A 14,967-nucleotide genomic window follows, 5' to 3' on the forward strand; every position below is an offset into this window, starting at 1 on the left:
GCTGCACGGGTGGACCTCGACGCGTACGTGCTGACGCACGGCCACGACTGGGCCCGCCTGGACGAGCTCACCGGCCGCGGCAAGCTGACGGGCGCCGAGAGTGACGAGCTGGTCGAGCGGTACCAGCAGGTCGCCACGCACCTCTCGGTGATCCGGACGTCCGCGCCGGACGGCGCACTGATCGCCCACCTGTCCTCCCTGCTGGCTCGCGCCCGGATCCGGCTGGTCGGCACGCGCGTGACCTCGTGGCGCGGCGTGCTGACCTTCTTCACCGAGCGCCTCCCCGCCGCGCTCTACCGACTGCGCTGGTGGTGGCTGGGCTGCCTGGCAGCCAACGTCGTGGTCACCGGGGTGATCATGCTCTGGCTGCTCGGCCATCCGACGGTCGAGCAGAGTCTGCTCTCGCCCGACGAGGTCGACCAGCTGGTCAACAACGACTTCGAGGGCTACTACAGCGAGTACGCCGCCAGCCACTTCGCCGCCCAGGTGTGGATCAACAACGCCTGGGTGAGCGCGCAGGCGATCGCGCTGGGCATCCTGGGTCTCCCGGTCGTCGCGGTGCTGTTCAACAACATCCTCAACCTCGCGATCATCGGCTCGGTGATGATCCGCAACGACCGCGGCGAGCTCTTCTGGGGCCTGATCCTGCCGCACGGACTCCTCGAGCTGACCGCGGTCTTCGTCGCCGGGGGAGTGGGGATCCGGCTGTTCTGGTCGTGGGTCGAGCCGGGTGGGCGCACTCGCAGCCGTTCGTTGGCCCGCGAGGGCCGCACCGCGGTCACGGTCGCGCTGGGACTCGTCGTGGTGCTGGCGATCAGCGGTGCGATCGAAGGCTTCGTGACGCCGTCGTCCTTGCCGACCTGGGCGCGTGTCGGGATCGGGGTCCTCGCCGAGGCGGTCTTCTTCGCCTACGTCTTCGTCCTCGGGCGGCGCGCCGTGCAGCGTGGGCACACCGGTGACCTGTCGGCGGACCTGCTCGAGGACTCCGTCGCCACCCAGGCCTGATCGTCAGCCGGCGCGAGCGGGGAGCACACAGAAATCGTTGCCGGACGGGTCCTGGTAGAGGCGCCAGGGCAGCTCCCCCCACTCCGGCTGGTTGATCTCGCGACCGCCTCGCTCCGCGATCCCGGCCGAGACGAGGTCGGAGTCGTCGCCGACCTCCAGGCGGATGTCGAGGTGGAGACGGTTCTTGGCGGGCCCCTTGGGCGCCGCCTCCGGGAGCAGCTCGAGCAGCGGCCCGCGCCCCGACGGGTGCCGCAGGCATCGGGGCGCCGGGCCCACGACCTCGCGCCACCCGCTCAGCCACGACCAGAGCTCGGCGTCCCGGTCGGGAGAGGCCGAGGCGAGCGGCAGCGCCGCGACGGGACCCGAGACGGCGTACGGCGCCCGCTCCTCCATCACGCAGAAGGCGTTGTCCTCCGGGTCGGCGAGCACCACCCACGGCACTCCGGTGCCCTCGTGCTGCCCGATGTCGACGTGGCGCGCCCCGAGTGCGACCAGACGCTCGACCACCTCGGCCTGCCGGGCCCCGCCCTGCAGGTCCAGGTGGAACCGCACGGGCCCGGCCGGCTCGGGCGAGGCCGTGGCAACGCGTTGGAAGCACAGGTCGAGCGCCGCTTCGTCCGTGATGGCGAGCCGGGTCTCGAACCCCTCCGGCTCGTCGGTCAGCCGCTCGCCGCCCACGACGGCCTCCCAGAAGCGGCCGAGTCGCTGCGGGTCGACGGCGTCGAAGACGAGGTTCTCCAGGTACATGCGCCCACCGTAGGGCGGACGCTCCGACCGGCGCAGGGGCTCAGAGCAGGCCTCGGGCCTTGAGCGCGAGGTAGTGGTCGGCCAGAGCGGGTGGCAGGCGCTCGGCGTCGGCGTCGATCACGCTGACACCGAGTCGGCCGAGCACCTCGGCCGTGCGGGTACGACGTCGCAGCTCGCGCTCCGCCGCGGCGGCGTCGTAGGCCTCGGCGATCGTTCCGCGTTGCGCCGCCATCCGCTCCAGCTCGGGGTCCCTGACCGAGGCGATCACCACGCGGTGGTGGCGGGTCAGGGTGGGGAGCACCGCCAGCAGGCCCTCCTCGATGGACGCCGGCTCGACCGGCGTGAGCAGCACGACCAGGGCGCGTTGCCGGCCGAGACCCTGGACGGCGCCGACGAGAGCGGTCCAGTCGGCCTCGGCGATGACCGGGTCGATCTCGGCCATCACGTCCTGGAGTCGGCCGGTCAGGTCGCGGGCGCCGCTGGAGCGCAGCCGGGCCCGGACCCGACGGTCGCCGGCGACGAAGTCGATCCGGTCGCCGGCTCGGGAGGCGAGAGCGGCGAGGAGCAGCGCCGCGTCCATGGCCGAGTCGAGCCGGGGGACGTCGTCCACGCGACCGGCCGAGGTGCGCGAGGTGTCGAGGACGAGCACCACGCGGCGGTCCCGCTCCGGCTGCCAGGTGCGCACCACCACGGTGGAGGTGCGCGAGGAGGCGCGCCAGTCGATGGAGCGCACGTCGTCGCCGCGCACGTACTCCCGCAGCGAGTCGAACTCGGTGCCCTGGCCACGGACCCGGACCGCGGCGCGCCCGTCGAGGTCGCGCAGGCGGGCGAGGCGCGAGGGCAGGTGCTTGCGGGAGGCGAACGGCGGCAGCGAGCGCACCGTGCCACCGACATCGACCGTGCGCTGGCGTGCTGCGAGGCCGAGCGGTCCGAGCAGTCGGATCGTCACGCCGAGCGCGCGCAGGTCGCCTCGCCGGCCGGGTCGGAGCGGGGTCGCGAGGAGCGCCCGGTCGTGGCCGGCGAGGCGGAGCGGGTGCCGGTTGTCGGTGGCCCCGGCGCTGGGCTGCCAGGCGTCGCGCAGCACGCCGCGCACCCGGCGTCGACGGGCGTTTCCGACCACGAGCACGGACTCGGTCGCCTCGCCCGTGCGCACCGACCCCGTCGGGCGCCGTACGACGTCCAGGTCGCGCGGGCGCGGGGCCAGCAGCACGTCGACCGTGACCAGGATCGCGACGAGGAGCAGCCACAGCCACACCGTGCTCGCGAGCGGTCGCAGCACCACGGCCACGAGGCCGAGCAGGCCGAGCAGCGGTACGCGTCCGGTGAGCGCCATCAGGTCCTCGTCGTCAGCTCGTGGTCAGTGCGCCGTCAACGGGGGACCGGCACCGAGCTGACGGCGGAGGCGAGCACCTGCGCGACGTCGACGCCCTCGAGCTCGGCCTCGGGCCGCAGCCCGAGTCGGTGGACCAGGGTGGCGTGGGCCAGGGCCTTGACGTCGTCGGGAGTGACGAAGTCGCGTCCACCGAGCCATGCCCAGGCGCGGGCCGCGCGCAGCAGCGCCGTGGCGCCCCGGGGGCTGACCCCCAGCGACAGAGAGGGCGAGACGCGCGTGGCCCGGGCGATGTCGACGATGTAGGCGGCGACCTCGCTGGAGACCTGGACGCCGGCCACCGCGCGCCGTCCGGCGGCGATGTCGTCGGCGTCGGCCACGGGTCGTACGCCGGCGCCCGCCACGTCGCGGGGATCGAAGCCGCCGGCGTGCCGGGTGAGGATCTCCAGCTCCGCGTCGCGCTCGGGGATCGGGAGCACGACCTTGAGCAGGAACCGGTCCAGCTGCGCCTCCGGCAGGGGGTAGGTGCCGTCGAACTCGACCGGGTTCTGGGTCGCGGCCACCAGGAAGGGTGTCGGCAGTGGCCGGGTGACGCCGTCGGCCGAGACCTGGCCCTCCTCCATCGCCTCCAACAACGCCGACTGCGTCTTGGGAGGGGTGCGGTTGATCTCGTCGGCCAGGAGCAGGTTGGTGAAGACCGGACCCTCGCGGAAGCTGAGCTCGCCCTGCCCCGACCCGTGCGAGTCGATGACCATCGACCCCGTGATGTCACCGGGCATCAGGTCCGGGGTGAACTGCACGCGACGGGTCTCGACCGAGAGGGACGCCGCGAGGGTCCGCACGAGCAGCGTCTTCGCGGTGCCGGGGACGCCCTCCATCAGCACGTGCCCGCCGCACAGCAGGGCCACGAGCAGCCCCGAGACCGCAGCGTCCTGGCCGACGACGGCCTTGGCCACCTCCTGACGCACGGCCACGAGACGCTCCCGGGGGTCGCCGGTGCCACCACTCGGGGGCGGGGGTGGCGGTGGTGGGGGACCAGCGGGCTGGCCGGGGGTGACGGTCATGAGCGTCGTACCTCTTCCTCGAGAGCGGCCAGGTCGTTGGCCAGGACTATCAGGTCTCGATCGGAGGCCGGCACGTGCGCCTCGGCTCCGATCAGGGCGGCGACCTCGGACTCGGGTCGCCCGACGTGACGCGCGACAGCGCCGACGACAACGGCGTCGCCGGCGTGGGCGCCGAGACGCAGCCGATCGCCGGTCCGGGACCGGGTCGCGGCGCGCAGGGCGTCGGCGGCGTGGGCGAGGTCGCCGGACCTCCGGTAGAGACCACCCCGGCTGCGGGTGGTCTCGATGGCCTTGACGACGACCGGAAGGGGTTCGCTGGCGAGCGGGCCGAGCCGCCGTCCGCGCCAGAGCACGAGCAGCACCGTGCTGAGCAGGAGGATCGCCAGGCCCGGGAAGATCCAGTCGGGCAGCAGGGACGTGATGCCGACTCCGTCGTCGGCGACCAGGTCGTCCGGCGACGCGACGTACCAGACCAGTCGCTCGCGCCCGCCCAGCAGCCGCAGCGCGATCGCGGCGTTGTCGCCGCGCAGGACCTGGTCGTTGCTCAGCAGCTCACCGGCGCCGAGGAGGGTGAGGTCTCCACCGATGGTGCCCTGGGCGGCGAGGGCGTCGGAGAAGCAGCCGTCCAGGGGCAGCGCGTCGGCGCTGTCGACGACGAGCACGAGGTCGTCGTAGGTCGGGTCGTCGCAGGATCCGGGCACCCCGTCGCCGACGTCGACGCGGGTCGGGCCGCCGTCGACGTCGAGTGCGTCCAGCAGACGCGCCCCCGGGTCCACCACGACCAGCGCGGCGTCGGCGCCGGTGACCTGGTCGAGCAGCGCGCTCGTGGTGCTGGTGCCGAGGTCGGAGGAGGAGGTGACGACCACCAGCGAGTCCGCGTCGAGCGCGGTGGTCTCGAGGGCGGAGGCCGAGCGGACGACCTCGACGTCGACGCCCTGGTCGTCGAGCACCCCCGCGACGGCCTGGGCGCCGTCGGGCCCGGGGTTGTCGGGGTCGAGGTCGGCGGCCCGGGTGACCGGGCCCTGGGTGAGGACGACGAGGGCCAGCGCCGCGAACAGGGCCCCGACGATGAGCAGGGTGGAGCGGTGCCGACGCCAGCCGGTGACCGGTCCGGTCTCCGGTGGCGCCGTCGCCGTCGCGGGCGTGGGGAGAGTCGTCATCGTCGACTCCGCAGGAGGACGTCGATGCCGAGCACGGTCTCGGCCTCGGCGCGGGTGGCCGGCCGGTCGCCGTACATCACGGCGTCGAAGAGGCGCGCGCCCTCCGCGAGCGAGTCGCGTCGCTCCGGGTACTGCTGGACGAGGGTGTCGGCGACCTCGCGGGCGGTGCTGCCCGGGGCGTTGTCGAGGCGGCCGCGCTCGACCTGCTGCACCGCCATGGCCCGGAAGCCGTCGAGCACGGCGTCCCCGAAGCGGCCGTCGGCCAGCGCAGCCTCGGCACGTGTCCGGATCTGCGCGGCGCTCTCTCCCGCCTCGGAGAGCACGGCCCCGTGCTCCGAGCGCCGGCGTGCCGTGGTCCGGGCGCGGGAGAGCAGCAGGATCAGGGCGGCGCCCAGGGCGACGGCGATGAGGGTCGCGGCCAGCCAGGCCAGGGCCGGGACCGCTGACGCGGAGGCGACGGTGCCGTCGATGCGTCGCTGGATCCAGTCGAGGATCCGCTGGACGACGTCCTGGTCGTAGTACTGCGGGTCGACCAGCTCGCGGCGCAGTGCTCCGCGGGCGTCGTCGGGACTGGGTGTCAGGGGCGGGTCCGAGAGCTCCCCGAGGACTCGGGGCACGCACGGCACCACTACTCGAGCACCCCGGCCTGACGCATCAGGTCGACGTCGTAGGCCTCCTTGCGGATCCGCTGGTCGAGGTACTGCAGCGACGCCACCGCCGCGGTGAACGGCGCCACGAACGCCGTGGAGACCACGGTGGCCAGTCCCTGGCTGGCGATGAGCAGGAGCAGGGCGTTGCTCTCGTCGACCGCCAGCACCCCGAGCTGGCCGACGAAGCTGATCGGGAAGGACAAGATGCTGCCCGCGATGTTGACCACGACCACGGTCAGCAGCGCGATGCCGAACGTGCGCCAGAACTGCTTGGCCGTCAGCCGGTAGCCGCGGGCGATCGCGCCGGTGACCCCGACCTCCTCGAGCATGAGCGCGGGCACGGGCAGGTAGTAGACCCGGATCCAGAACCACCACAGGCCGGCGACGAAGGCCGGCACGGTGAGCAGCCCCCACACGACGACGAGCACCGGGGGAGCGGCCACGGCCACGACGATCCAGAGCACGACGTAGAGGGTGATGCCGACCGTGGTGAGCAGGCCGAGCAGCACCGAGAGGCCGACGAGCCGCCATCGCTTGCCGGCCGTCGCGGCCCAGGCCTGTCCCAGGCTCAGCTTGCGGCCGATCGCCGCGGCGTGGGCCACGTGCGCGACCATCCCCGTCACGAAGATCAGCCCGATGGCCTGCAGGACTCCTCCGAGCGCCAGCGCCCCGAAGGAGGCGATGAGGCCGGCGACGTCCTCCACCTCGCCGGTGGTCGAGGACGCGGCGGCGTCGTAGGTCAGCCCGGTGGTGAAGGTGAGGATGGCGGTCAGCAGCAGGGGGAAGGCCATCGCGACGGCGGCGACCAGCACGGCCGAGCCGACGGTGGCCTTGGGGTTGAAGCGGATGATGCGGAACGCCGCGTCGTAGATGTCGCCCAGCGCCAGGGGGCGCAACGCCATCGCGCCCGGCTTGTGCGCGGCGCCGAGCATGCCGGGAGCCACCCAGCGCGGGTCGGGTGGCGGCGGTGCGCTGCTGGAGGGGGGGTACGCCGGGTAGCCGCCAGCCGCGCCGGGGGGCGGGGGAGGGCCCGGCGGCGGCGAGCCGGGCGCTGGGTAGGCGCCCCACGAGGGGTGCTGCTCGGGGTTCTCCGGCATGACGATCGTTGCTCCCTGGGTGCTCCGCTGGCGGGGACCGTCATCCTCTCAGGCGGGACCTCAGCGACTCGACAGATGGCTGGGCAGCACGCACGCGGTGTCCAGGCCGAGGACCCGGTTGAGCCGTCCGAAGGCGATCCACGATCCCAGGCACATCGAGAGCTCGACGATCTCGCGATCGGTGTAGTGCTCCTTCATCCGCTGCCAGAAGGAGGAGTCGAGACCGTGGTGGTCCAGGGCGTAGCGCTCGGCGTACTCCGCGGCCAGCCGGGTGCGCTCGTCGAAGGCGCGCGTGAGTCGCCACTCGGTGACGGAGTCGGCGAAGTCGTCCTCGACGGTGACCCCGTCACGCTCGGTGCGCCAGTCCTGGCAGAAGACGCACCCGTTGATCTGGGCGATCCGCAGCCGGGCAGCCTCGAACTCGCGCAACCCCAGCGTCCCGTGGTCGTAGACGCTCTGTGCGAAGGTGGCCGCAGCGGGACCGATCCCGGGCACCATCTCGCCCCAGACGTACATGATGGGGTCCTTCTCGGCGGGCACGTCGATCTGCATGCGCAGACACTAGACCCCGATTTTGATCGCGGGCGGGATCTCTGCCAAGATATCCGGGTTGCCCCGGCTGGGTTGCCGGGGTGCGGCAAATCTTGACTTCTGAATCGTGTCTCCCCGTTCGGCGCCCTACGGCGCGCGAGCAGTCTGACGCGGTGCACCAGGTCCTGATCTGAGTCGCACCGCACCGGAGACCCGATCAGCCTGACGAACCGTCGGGCGCCACTCAACAACCCGCATGACCTCGTCCGGAACGATCGGACGTGGGTACGTCGCGAGAAACCTGCGCGACACGCCCGACCGCGGGGGTGGGAGTGGCGGGCAGCAGGCGGAGCCGACTCAAACCCGAGGACGCACCGGACACGCACGCGGTACCGACGTACCGACGAGTTCTAACGAGTAAGGACGAGAGAGACCTATGGCGGGACAGAAGATCCGCATCAGGCTCAAGGCCTATGACCACGAGGTGATCGACACCTCGGCGCGCAAGATCGTGGACACCGTCACCCGTACGGGTGCGAAGGTCGCCGGCCCGGTGCCGCTGCCGACCGAGAAGAACGTGTACTGCGTCATCCGCTCGCCCCACAAGTACAAGGACTCGCGCGAGCACTTCGAGATGCGCACGCACAAGCGCCTCATCGACATCATCGACCCCACGCCGAAGACGGTCGACTCGCTCATGCGCCTCGACCTGCCGGCCGGCGTCGACATCGAGATCAAGCTCTGAGGTTCTGACAATGACTTTCGAGAGAAACGTGAAGGGCCTGCTGGGCACCAAGCTCGGCATGACCCAGCTGTGGGACGAGAACAACCTCGTCGTCCCCGTGACCGTGATCGCCGCGAGCACCAACGTGGTCACCCAGGTCCGCCAGCCCACCACCGACGGCTACAACGCCATCCAGGTGGGCTTCGGCGAGATCGAGGGCCGCAAGGTCAACAAGCCGGCCGCCGGTCACTTCGCCAAGGCAGGCTCGACCCCGCGTCGTCACCTCGCCGAGATCCGGACCGCCAACGCCTCCGAGTACACCGTCGGCCAGGAGCTCCCGGTCGACACCTTCGCCGCCGGCGACGTCATCGACGTCACGGGCACCAGCAAGGGCAAGGGGTACGCCGGTGTCATGAAGCTGCACGGCTTCCACGGTGTCGGTGCCTCGCACGGTGCCCACCGCAACCACCGCAAGCCCGGCTCCATCGGCGCCTGCGCCACCCCGGGTCGCGTCTTCAAGGGCACCCGCATGGCCGGCCGGATGGGTAGCGACACGATCACCACCCAGAACGTCACCGTGCACGCCGTCGACGTCGAGAAGGGCCTGATCCTGCTCAAGGGTGCCGTCCCCGGCCCCAAGGGTGGACTCATCGTCCTGCGCTCGGCCGCCAAGCTCACCCAGGAGGTCTGAGCCAGATGAGCACCAACACCGTGAAGGTCGACCTCCCGGCCGAGATCTTCGACGCCAAGGTCAACATCCCGCTGATCCACCAGGTCGTCGTGGCCCAGCAGGCCGCGGCCCGCCAGGGCAGTGCCTCGACCAAGCGTCGTGGCGAGGTCCGCGGCGGTGGCCGCAAGCCCTACAAGCAGAAGGGCACCGGTCGCGCCCGTCAGGGCTCGACCCGCGCGCCGCAGTTCGCCGGCGGTGGCGTCGTCCACGGCCCCAAGCCGCGCGACTACGACCAGCGCACGCCCAAGAAGATGAAGGCTGCCGCTCTGCGTGGCGCCCTGTCCGACCGGGCGCGCAACGAGCGCATCCACGTCGTGGACTCGCTCGTCTCCGGCGAGAAGCCCTCGACCAAGAGTGCCCTCGCGGCCCTCACGGGTCTCTCCTCGCGCACCAAGTTCCTGGTCGTGCTCGAGCGCAGCGACTCGCTGACCTGGCTCTCGCTGCGCAACGCCGCCGAGGTGCACATCGTGGCGGTCGACCAGCTCAACACCTACGACGTGCTGGCCTGCGACGACCTCGTCTTCACCCAGGGCGCCTACGACGCGTTCATCGCGTGGGCGACCAAGGCCGGCTCCGCTGCTGTGACCGAGGAGGCTGCCCAGTGAGCACGCTGCACAAGGACTACCGCGACGTCCTGATCGCGCCGGTGGTGTCGGAGAAGAGCTACGGCCTCCTCGACGCCAACAAGTACACCTTCCTGGTGCACCCGGACGCGAACAAGACCGAGATCAAGATCGCTGTCGAGAAGATCTTCAGCGTCCGGGTCACCTCGGTGAACACGATGAACCGCCAGGGCAAGACGCGCCGTACGCGCAACGGCCTGGGCAAGCGCAAGGACACCAAGCGCGCCATCGTCAGCCTCGCCGAGGGCCACCGCATCGACATCTTCGGAGGTCCGGTCTCCTGACCGGGCGCCTGACTAGGACGAGATAATCATGGCTATCCGCAAGTACAAGCCGACCACCCCGGGCCGTCGTGGCTCCTCGGTGGCCGACTTCGTCGAGATCACCCGGACCACTCCGGAGAAGTCGCTGACGCGCCCGCTGCCCAAGAAGGGCGGCCGCAACAACCAGGGCCGCATCACCACGCGGCACCAGGGAGGCGGCCACAAGCGCGCCTACCGCATCATCGACTTCCGTCGCTACGACAAGGACGGCGTCCCGGCGAAGGTCGCCCACATCGAGTACGACCCCAACCGCACCGCGCGCATCGCGCTGCTGCACTACGTCGACGGCGAGAAGCGCTACATCCTCGCGCCGCGCGACCTGACGCAGGGCACGCGCATCGAGTCCGGTCCCACCGCCGACATCAAGACCGGCAACAACCTGCCGCTGCGCAACATCCCGGTCGGTACGACGATCCACGCCGTGGAGCTGCGTCCCGGCGGCGGCGCCAAGATCGCCCGCTCCGCCGGCATGAGCGCCCAGCTCGTCGCCCGCGAGGGCTCGCGCGCCACGCTGCGCATGCCCTCGGGCGAGATGCGCTTCGTCGACGTGCGCTGCCGCGCCACCGTCGGTGAGGTCGGCAACGCCGAGCAGTCGAACATCAACTGGGGCAAGGCCGGCCGGATGCGCTGGAAGGGCAAGCGCCCGACCGTGCGCGGTGTCGTGATGAACCCCGTCGACCACCCGCACGGTGGTGGCGAGGGCAAGACCTCGGGTGGTCGTCACCCGGTGTCCCCGTGGGGCAAGCCCGAGGGCCGCACGCGCAAGCGCAAGGCCAGCGACGCCCAGATCATTCGCCGTCGCAAGACCGGCAAGAACAAGCGGTAACAGGGAGCTATTGAGATGCCTCGCAGTCTGAAGAAGGGCCCGTTCGTCGACGGCCACCTCGAGAAGAAGGTGGACGCCGAGAACGACAAGGGCTCCCACAACGTCATCAAGACGTGGTCGCGCCGGTCGATGATCATCCCCTCGATGATCGGTCACACCATCGCGGTCCACGACGGGCGCAAGCACGTCCCGGTCTTCGTGACCGACTCCATGGTCGGCCACAAGCTGGGCGAGTTCGCCCCGACCCGCACCTACCGCGGGCACGTCAAGGAAGACCGGAAAGGACGTCGTCGCTGATGTCGACCACCGAACGCCGACGCACCAGCGCCCGGCGCGAGACGCTCCTGGGCGACGCCCCGGGCGCCTTCGCCAGCGCCAAGTTCGTCCGGATCACCCCGATGAAGGCCCGCCGGGTCGTCGACATGGTGCGCGGTCTGCCCACCGACGACGCCCTGTCGCTCCTGCAGTTCGCCCCGCAGGCTGCCTCGGAGACGGTCTACAAGGTGCTCGAGAGCGCCATCGCCAACGCCGAGACCACCGAGGGCCTGGACACCAGTGACCTGGTCGTCTCGGTCGCGATGGTCGACGAGGGCCCCACGATGAAGCGGTGGCGTCCGCGCGCCCAGGGTCGGGCGACCCGGATCAACAAGCGCACGAGCCACATCACCTTGGTGGTCCAGCCCGCCGACGTGGTCGCCTCGGCCAAGAAGAACGGAAAGGGTGCCTGATGGGCCAGAAGATCAACCCGAACGGGTTCCGCCTCGGCATCAGCACCGACCACAAGTCGCGCTGGTACGCCGACAAGCTCTACAAGTCCTACGTCGGCGAGGACGTCGCGATCCGCAAGCTGCTCTCCAAGGGCATGGAGCGGGCCGGCATCTCCAAGGTCGAGATCGAGCGCACCCGCGAGCGGGTCCGCGTCGACATCCACACCGCCCGTCCGGGCATCGTCATCGGTCGCCGTGGCGCCGAGGCGGACCGGATCCGTGGCGAGCTGGAGAAGCTCACCGGCAAGCAGGTCCAGCTGAACATCCTCGAGGTCAAGAGCCCCGAGATGGACGCCCAGCTGGTCGCCCAGGGCGTGGCCGAGCAGCTCGCCGGTCGTGTGCAGTTCCGTCGCGCGATGCGCAAGGCGATGCAGACCACGATGCGCTCGGGTGCCAAGGGCATCCGGATCCAGTGCTCCGGTCGACTCAACGGCGCCGAGATGTCGCGTACCGAGTTCTACCGCGAAGGTCGCGTCCCGCTGCACACGCTGCGCGCCGACATCGACTACGGCTTCTACGAGGCCAAGACCACCTTCGGCCGCATCGGCGTGAAGGTCTGGATCTACAAGGGCGAGGTCGCCGGCAGCCGTGCCGAGCGTCAGGCCCAGGCCGCCGCCCGCGCCGGTGTCCCCGGTCGCGGTGGCAGCAACCGCCCGCAGCGTGGAGGCGACCGCCCGAGCCGTGGCTCGCGCCCGTCCCGCTCGGACCGCGACGCGCCCGCCACCGAGGCGCCGGCCGCTGCTGCGGCTCCGGCCGCCGCCGAGACTCCCGGAACGGAGGGCTGAGCCATGTTGATGCCCCGTCGCGTCAAGCACCGCAAGCAGCACCACCCCAAGCGCCGCGGCGCTGCCAAGGGCGGTACGTCGCTTGCCTTCGGTGACTACGGCATCCAGGCGATCGAGGGTCACTACGTGACCAACCGACAGATCGAGTCGGCCCGTATCGCCATGACCCGTCACATCAAGCGTGGCGGCAAGGTCTGGATCAACATCTACCCGGACCGCCCGCTGACCAAGAAGCCCGCCGAGACCCGGATGGGCTCCGGCAAGGGCTCGCCCGAGTGGTGGGTCGCCAACGTCAAGCCCGGTCGCGTCATGTTCGAGCTGGCAGGTGTGGAGGAAGAGGTGGCCCGTGAGGCCATGCGCCGCGCCATGCACAAGCTCCCCATGAAGTGCCGCTTCATCTCCCGAGAGGCTGGTGAGTTCTGATGAGTCAGGACACCAAGGCTCACGAGCTCGACGAGCTCAACGCAGTCGACCTCGAGTCGAAGCTGCGCGAGGCCAAGGAGGAGTTGTTCAACCTCCGTTTCCAGGCGGCCACCGGCCAGCTGGAGAGCCACGGCCGGCTCCGCACGGTCAAGAAGGACATCGCCCGGATCTACACCGTGGTGCGTGAGCGCGAGCTCGGCATCCGCAGCGAGCCGGGCACCGATACTGATGGCACCGATGAGGCGAGCGCATGAGTGAGACCAACACAACGATCGAGCGCAACGCGCGCAAGACCCGCGAGGGCCTGGTCGTCAGCGACAAGATGGACAAGACCGTCGTGGTCGAGGTCGAGGACCGCGTCAAGCACGCGCTCTACGGCAAGGTCATGCGGCGCACCAGCAAGCTCAAGGCCCACGACGAGCCCAACGAGTGCGGCATCGGCGACCGGGTCCTGATCATGGAGACCCGCCCGCTGTCGGCCACCAAGCGCTGGCGCGTCGTGCAGGTCCTCGAGAAGGCCAAGTAGTTCAAGACAGCCCGGCCCCGGCCGGACAAGATGACTGGGTTCTCACAGGCTCGCGCCCGGCGCGAGAACCGTGGTGACAAGGAGAAGTAATGATTCAGCAGGAGTCGCGGCTCAAGGTCGCCGACAACACGGGTGCCAAGGAGATCCTCTGCATCCGTGTTCTCGGGGGCTCGGGTCGGCGCTACGCCGGCATCGGCGACACGATCGTGGCCACCGTCAAGGACGCAATCCCCGGTGGCGGTGTGAAGAAGGGTGAGGTCGTCAAGGCCGTCATCGTCCGCACCGTCAAGGAGCGTCGTCGCGCGGACGGTTCCTACATCCGTTTCGACGAGAACGCCGCAGTGATCCTCAAGGCCGACGGCGAGCCGCGCGGCACGCGCATCTTCGGCCCCGTGGGTCGCGAGCTGCGCGAGAAGCGCTTCATGAAGATCATCTCGCTGGCGCCGGAGGTGCTCTGACGATGGCCCAGAACAGGCAGCAGAAGAAGGCCCAGAAAGTTCCCACCGTGAACCTCAAGAAGGGCGACACCGTCAAGGTGATCGCAGGCAAGGACAAGGGCGCCGAGGGCAAGGTCATCAAGGTGCTCCGCGAGGAGCAGCGCGTGATCGTCGAGGGTGTCAACCGGATCAAGCGGCACACCAAGGTCGTCAACCAGGGCGGTCGCGCCGGTACCACCGGCGGGATCATCACCACCGAGGCCCCGATCCACGTGTCCAACGTGATGCTGGTCGAGGGTGACGGCGTCACCCGCATCGGCTTCCGCCGCGACGAGGTGACCAAGCGTCGCCCCGACGGCTCCACCTACGCCGCGACGCGCTCCGTGCGCATCTCGCGCAAGTCCGGGAAGGAGATCTGATGAGCGAGACCACTGAGGGTGCTGTGATCGAGCAGGTCACCCCGCGCCTCAAGACGCGCTACCGCGAGGAGATCCTTCCCGCGCTCAAGTCCGAGTTCGAGATCGCCAACGTCATGCAGGTGCCCGGTCTGACCAAGATCGTGGTCAACATGGGTGTCGGCGAGGCTGCGCGCGACTCCAAGCTGATCGACGGCGCCATCCGCGACCTGACCGCGATCACCGGCCAGAAGCCGGCCGTGACCAAGGCCCGCAAGTCCATCGCGCAGTTCAAGCTGCGCGAGGGCATGCCGATCGGTTGCCACGTCACGCTTCGCGGTGACCGCATGTGGGAGTTCCTCGACCGGCTGCTGTCGCTCGCGCTGCCCCGCATCCGCGACTTCCGTGGGCTCAACCCGGGCCAGTTCGACGGCAACGGCAACTACACGTTCGGTCTCACCGAGCAGGTCATGTTCCACGAGATCGACCAGGACAAGATCGACCGTTCGCGTGGCATGGACATCACGGTCGTCACGACCGCCACCACCAACGACCAGGGTCGCGCGCTGCTCAAGCAGCTCGGCTTCCCGTTCAAGGAGAACTGAGGAAGTCATGGCGAAGACTGCACTGAAGGTCAAGGCGGCACGCAAGCCCAAGTTCGCGGTGCGCGGCTACACGCGTTGCCAGCGCTGTGGTCGGCCGAAGGCCGTCTACCGCAAGTTCGGCCTCTGCCGGATCTGCCTGCGCGAGATGGCTCACCGGGGCGAGCTGCCCGGCGTGACCAAGTCCTCCTGGTGACCGACACCTTCCACAACCGCTGAAGG

At 70.4% G+C, this 14,967-nt stretch carries 23 protein-coding genes; 16 read left to right on the forward strand and 7 right to left on the reverse strand.

Annotated elements, in window-relative coordinates:
- The first annotated feature begins 9 nt into the window (after positions 1–9).
- Positions 10–1,005 (forward strand): stage II sporulation protein M, encoded by a 996-nt coding sequence (locus Q1K33_RS10440; protein ID WP_300403607.1) that lies wholly within the window; start codon positions 10–12, stop codon positions 1,003–1,005.
- A 3-nt stretch (positions 1,006–1,008) separates the two neighbouring features.
- Here Q1K33_RS10440 and Q1K33_RS10445 read toward each other — a convergent pair whose 3' ends face one another.
- From Q1K33_RS10445 to Q1K33_RS10475, 7 genes are read right to left on the reverse strand one after another with little or no spacing between them, the layout of a single operon-like run.
- On the reverse strand, positions 1,009–1,752 hold the full coding sequence (locus tag Q1K33_RS10445; RefSeq protein WP_300403609.1) for a VOC family protein: 744 nt from the start codon (positions 1,750–1,752) through the stop codon (positions 1,009–1,011).
- 40 nt (positions 1,753–1,792) lie between these two features.
- Positions 1,793–3,085: a DUF58 domain-containing protein gene (locus tag Q1K33_RS10450; RefSeq protein ID WP_300403611.1), complete on the reverse strand. Its 1,293-nt coding sequence runs from the start codon at positions 3,083–3,085 to the stop codon at positions 1,793–1,795.
- 35 nt (positions 3,086–3,120) lie between these two features.
- Positions 3,121–4,146: a MoxR family ATPase gene (locus Q1K33_RS10455; RefSeq protein ID WP_300403613.1), complete on the reverse strand. Its 1,026-nt coding sequence runs from the start codon at positions 4,144–4,146 to the stop codon at positions 3,121–3,123.
- Positions 4,143–5,306, reverse strand: coding sequence for a DUF4350 domain-containing protein (locus Q1K33_RS10460; protein WP_300403615.1), 1,164 nt, complete (start codon positions 5,304–5,306; stop codon positions 4,143–4,145). Before Q1K33_RS10460 ends, Q1K33_RS10455 begins: the two co-directional genes overlap by 4 nt.
- Positions 5,303–5,923, reverse strand: a complete 621-nt coding sequence (locus Q1K33_RS10465; RefSeq protein WP_300403617.1) for a DUF4129 domain-containing protein — start codon at positions 5,921–5,923, stop codon at positions 5,303–5,305. Before Q1K33_RS10465 ends, Q1K33_RS10460 begins: the two co-directional genes overlap by 4 nt.
- A gap of 11 nt (positions 5,924–5,934) precedes the next feature.
- Positions 5,935–7,053, reverse strand: a complete 1,119-nt coding sequence (locus tag Q1K33_RS10470; RefSeq protein WP_300403619.1) for a hypothetical protein — start codon at positions 7,051–7,053, stop codon at positions 5,935–5,937.
- A gap of 60 nt (positions 7,054–7,113) precedes the next feature.
- Positions 7,114–7,605 (reverse strand): carboxymuconolactone decarboxylase family protein, encoded by a 492-nt coding sequence (locus Q1K33_RS10475; protein WP_300403621.1) that lies wholly within the window; start codon positions 7,603–7,605, stop codon positions 7,114–7,116.
- A gap of 415 nt (positions 7,606–8,020) precedes the next feature.
- Here Q1K33_RS10475 and rpsJ point away from each other — a divergent pair, with 415 nt between their 5' ends.
- The 15 genes from rpsJ to Q1K33_RS10550 all read left to right on the forward strand — a co-directional run bounded on the left by rpsJ (position 8,021) and on the right by Q1K33_RS10550 (position 14,941).
- The gene (rpsJ, locus tag Q1K33_RS10480; RefSeq protein WP_008360994.1) at positions 8,021–8,329 is read left to right on the forward strand and encodes a 30S ribosomal protein S10; all 309 of its coding nucleotides are present in this window, start codon (positions 8,021–8,023) and stop codon (positions 8,327–8,329) included.
- Between the two features lie 10 nt (positions 8,330–8,339).
- Positions 8,340–8,999 (forward strand): 50S ribosomal protein L3, encoded by a 660-nt coding sequence (rplC, locus tag Q1K33_RS10485; protein WP_300403624.1) that lies wholly within the window; start codon positions 8,340–8,342, stop codon positions 8,997–8,999.
- 5 nt (positions 9,000–9,004) lie between these two features.
- A complete protein-coding gene (gene rplD, locus Q1K33_RS10490; RefSeq protein WP_300403625.1) occupies positions 9,005–9,643 on the forward strand; it encodes a 50S ribosomal protein L4 in 639 nt (212 codons plus the stop codon).
- Entirely contained in the window at positions 9,640–9,945 is a 306-nt protein-coding gene (rplW, locus tag Q1K33_RS10495) for a 50S ribosomal protein L23 (protein ID WP_300403627.1), read from the forward strand. The genes rplD and rplW overlap by 4 nt, the downstream gene beginning before the upstream one ends.
- 28 nt (positions 9,946–9,973) lie before the next feature.
- Positions 9,974–10,810, forward strand: a complete 837-nt coding sequence (rplB, locus tag Q1K33_RS10500) for a 50S ribosomal protein L2 (RefSeq protein ID WP_300403629.1) — start codon at positions 9,974–9,976, stop codon at positions 10,808–10,810.
- 15 nt (positions 10,811–10,825) lie between these two features.
- Positions 10,826–11,107: a 30S ribosomal protein S19 gene (rpsS, locus tag Q1K33_RS10505; protein WP_300403631.1), complete on the forward strand. Its 282-nt coding sequence runs from the start codon at positions 10,826–10,828 to the stop codon at positions 11,105–11,107.
- On the forward strand, positions 11,107–11,538 hold the full coding sequence (gene rplV / locus Q1K33_RS10510) for a 50S ribosomal protein L22 (protein WP_300403633.1): 432 nt from the start codon (positions 11,107–11,109) through the stop codon (positions 11,536–11,538). The genes rpsS and rplV overlap by 1 nt, the downstream gene beginning before the upstream one ends.
- Complete coding sequence (gene rpsC, locus Q1K33_RS10515) at positions 11,538–12,362, forward strand: 30S ribosomal protein S3 (protein ID WP_300403635.1); 825 nt, start codon at positions 11,538–11,540, stop codon at positions 12,360–12,362. Before rplV ends, rpsC begins: the two co-directional genes overlap by 1 nt.
- A gap of 3 nt (positions 12,363–12,365) precedes the next feature.
- Positions 12,366–12,785, forward strand: a complete 420-nt coding sequence (gene rplP, locus Q1K33_RS10520) for a 50S ribosomal protein L16 (protein WP_300403637.1) — start codon at positions 12,366–12,368, stop codon at positions 12,783–12,785.
- On the forward strand, positions 12,785–13,039 hold the full coding sequence (gene rpmC, locus Q1K33_RS10525) for a 50S ribosomal protein L29 (protein WP_300403640.1): 255 nt from the start codon (positions 12,785–12,787) through the stop codon (positions 13,037–13,039). Before rplP ends, rpmC begins: the two co-directional genes overlap by 1 nt.
- A complete protein-coding gene (rpsQ, locus tag Q1K33_RS10530) occupies positions 13,036–13,311 on the forward strand; it encodes a 30S ribosomal protein S17 (protein ID WP_300403642.1) in 276 nt (91 codons plus the stop codon). The genes rpmC and rpsQ overlap by 4 nt, the downstream gene beginning before the upstream one ends.
- Positions 13,312–13,400: 89 nt before the next feature.
- Entirely contained in the window at positions 13,401–13,769 is a 369-nt protein-coding gene (rplN, locus tag Q1K33_RS10535; RefSeq protein ID WP_300403644.1) for a 50S ribosomal protein L14, read from the forward strand.
- Positions 13,770–13,771: 2 nt separating this feature from the next.
- Positions 13,772–14,167: a 50S ribosomal protein L24 gene (rplX, locus tag Q1K33_RS10540; RefSeq protein ID WP_300403646.1), complete on the forward strand. Its 396-nt coding sequence runs from the start codon at positions 13,772–13,774 to the stop codon at positions 14,165–14,167.
- Positions 14,167–14,748: a 50S ribosomal protein L5 gene (gene rplE, locus Q1K33_RS10545; protein WP_300403648.1), complete on the forward strand. Its 582-nt coding sequence runs from the start codon at positions 14,167–14,169 to the stop codon at positions 14,746–14,748. The genes rplX and rplE overlap by 1 nt, the downstream gene beginning before the upstream one ends.
- Before the next feature lie 7 nt (positions 14,749–14,755).
- The gene (locus tag Q1K33_RS10550; RefSeq protein WP_011757321.1) at positions 14,756–14,941 is read left to right on the forward strand and encodes a type Z 30S ribosomal protein S14; all 186 of its coding nucleotides are present in this window, start codon (positions 14,756–14,758) and stop codon (positions 14,939–14,941) included.
- Positions 14,942–14,967: the final 26 nt, after the last annotated feature.

The organism is Nocardioides sp., from assembly GCF_029937575.1.
Classification (GTDB): domain Bacteria; phylum Actinomycetota; class Actinomycetes; order Propionibacteriales; family Nocardioidaceae; genus Nocardioides.

Excerpts from the sequence above, each read along its gene's own strand:
- rpsQ (WP_300403642.1), top strand. The coding sequence starts at position 13,036 with ATGAGTGAGACCAACACAACGATCGAGCGCAACGCGCGCAAGACCCGC.
- Q1K33_RS10470 (WP_300403619.1), bottom strand. The coding sequence starts at position 7,053 with ATGCCGGAGAACCCCGAGCAGCACCCCTCGTGGGGCGCCTACCCAGCG.
- Q1K33_RS10475 (WP_300403621.1), bottom strand. The coding sequence starts at position 7,605 with ATGCAGATCGACGTGCCCGCCGAGAAGGACCCCATCATGTACGTCTGG.
- Q1K33_RS10550 (WP_011757321.1), top strand. The coding sequence starts at position 14,756 with ATGGCGAAGACTGCACTGAAGGTCAAGGCGGCACGCAAGCCCAAGTTC.
- rplD (WP_300403625.1), top strand. The coding sequence starts at position 9,005 with ATGAGCACCAACACCGTGAAGGTCGACCTCCCGGCCGAGATCTTCGAC.
- rplE (WP_300403648.1), top strand. The coding sequence starts at position 14,167 with ATGAGCGAGACCACTGAGGGTGCTGTGATCGAGCAGGTCACCCCGCGC.
- rplB (WP_300403629.1), top strand. The coding sequence starts at position 9,974 with ATGGCTATCCGCAAGTACAAGCCGACCACCCCGGGCCGTCGTGGCTCC.
- Q1K33_RS10450 (WP_300403611.1), bottom strand. The coding sequence starts at position 3,085 with ATGGCGCTCACCGGACGCGTACCGCTGCTCGGCCTGCTCGGCCTCGTG.
- rpsC (WP_300403635.1), top strand. The coding sequence starts at position 11,538 with ATGGGCCAGAAGATCAACCCGAACGGGTTCCGCCTCGGCATCAGCACC.
- rpmC (WP_300403640.1), top strand. The coding sequence starts at position 12,785 with ATGAGTCAGGACACCAAGGCTCACGAGCTCGACGAGCTCAACGCAGTC.
- rplP (WP_300403637.1), top strand. The coding sequence starts at position 12,366 with ATGTTGATGCCCCGTCGCGTCAAGCACCGCAAGCAGCACCACCCCAAG.
- Q1K33_RS10455 (WP_300403613.1), bottom strand. The coding sequence starts at position 4,146 with ATGACCGTCACCCCCGGCCAGCCCGCTGGTCCCCCACCACCGCCACCC.
- rpsJ (WP_008360994.1), top strand. The coding sequence starts at position 8,021 with ATGGCGGGACAGAAGATCCGCATCAGGCTCAAGGCCTATGACCACGAG.
- Q1K33_RS10445 (WP_300403609.1), bottom strand. The coding sequence starts at position 1,752 with ATGTACCTGGAGAACCTCGTCTTCGACGCCGTCGACCCGCAGCGACTC.
- rplN (WP_300403644.1), top strand. The coding sequence starts at position 13,401 with ATGATTCAGCAGGAGTCGCGGCTCAAGGTCGCCGACAACACGGGTGCC.
- rplC (WP_300403624.1), top strand. The coding sequence starts at position 8,340 with ATGACTTTCGAGAGAAACGTGAAGGGCCTGCTGGGCACCAAGCTCGGC.
- rpsS (WP_300403631.1), top strand. The coding sequence starts at position 10,826 with ATGCCTCGCAGTCTGAAGAAGGGCCCGTTCGTCGACGGCCACCTCGAG.
- Q1K33_RS10460 (WP_300403615.1), bottom strand. The coding sequence starts at position 5,306 with ATGACGACTCTCCCCACGCCCGCGACGGCGACGGCGCCACCGGAGACC.
- rplV (WP_300403633.1), top strand. The coding sequence starts at position 11,107 with ATGTCGACCACCGAACGCCGACGCACCAGCGCCCGGCGCGAGACGCTC.
- rplX (WP_300403646.1), top strand. The coding sequence starts at position 13,772 with ATGGCCCAGAACAGGCAGCAGAAGAAGGCCCAGAAAGTTCCCACCGTG.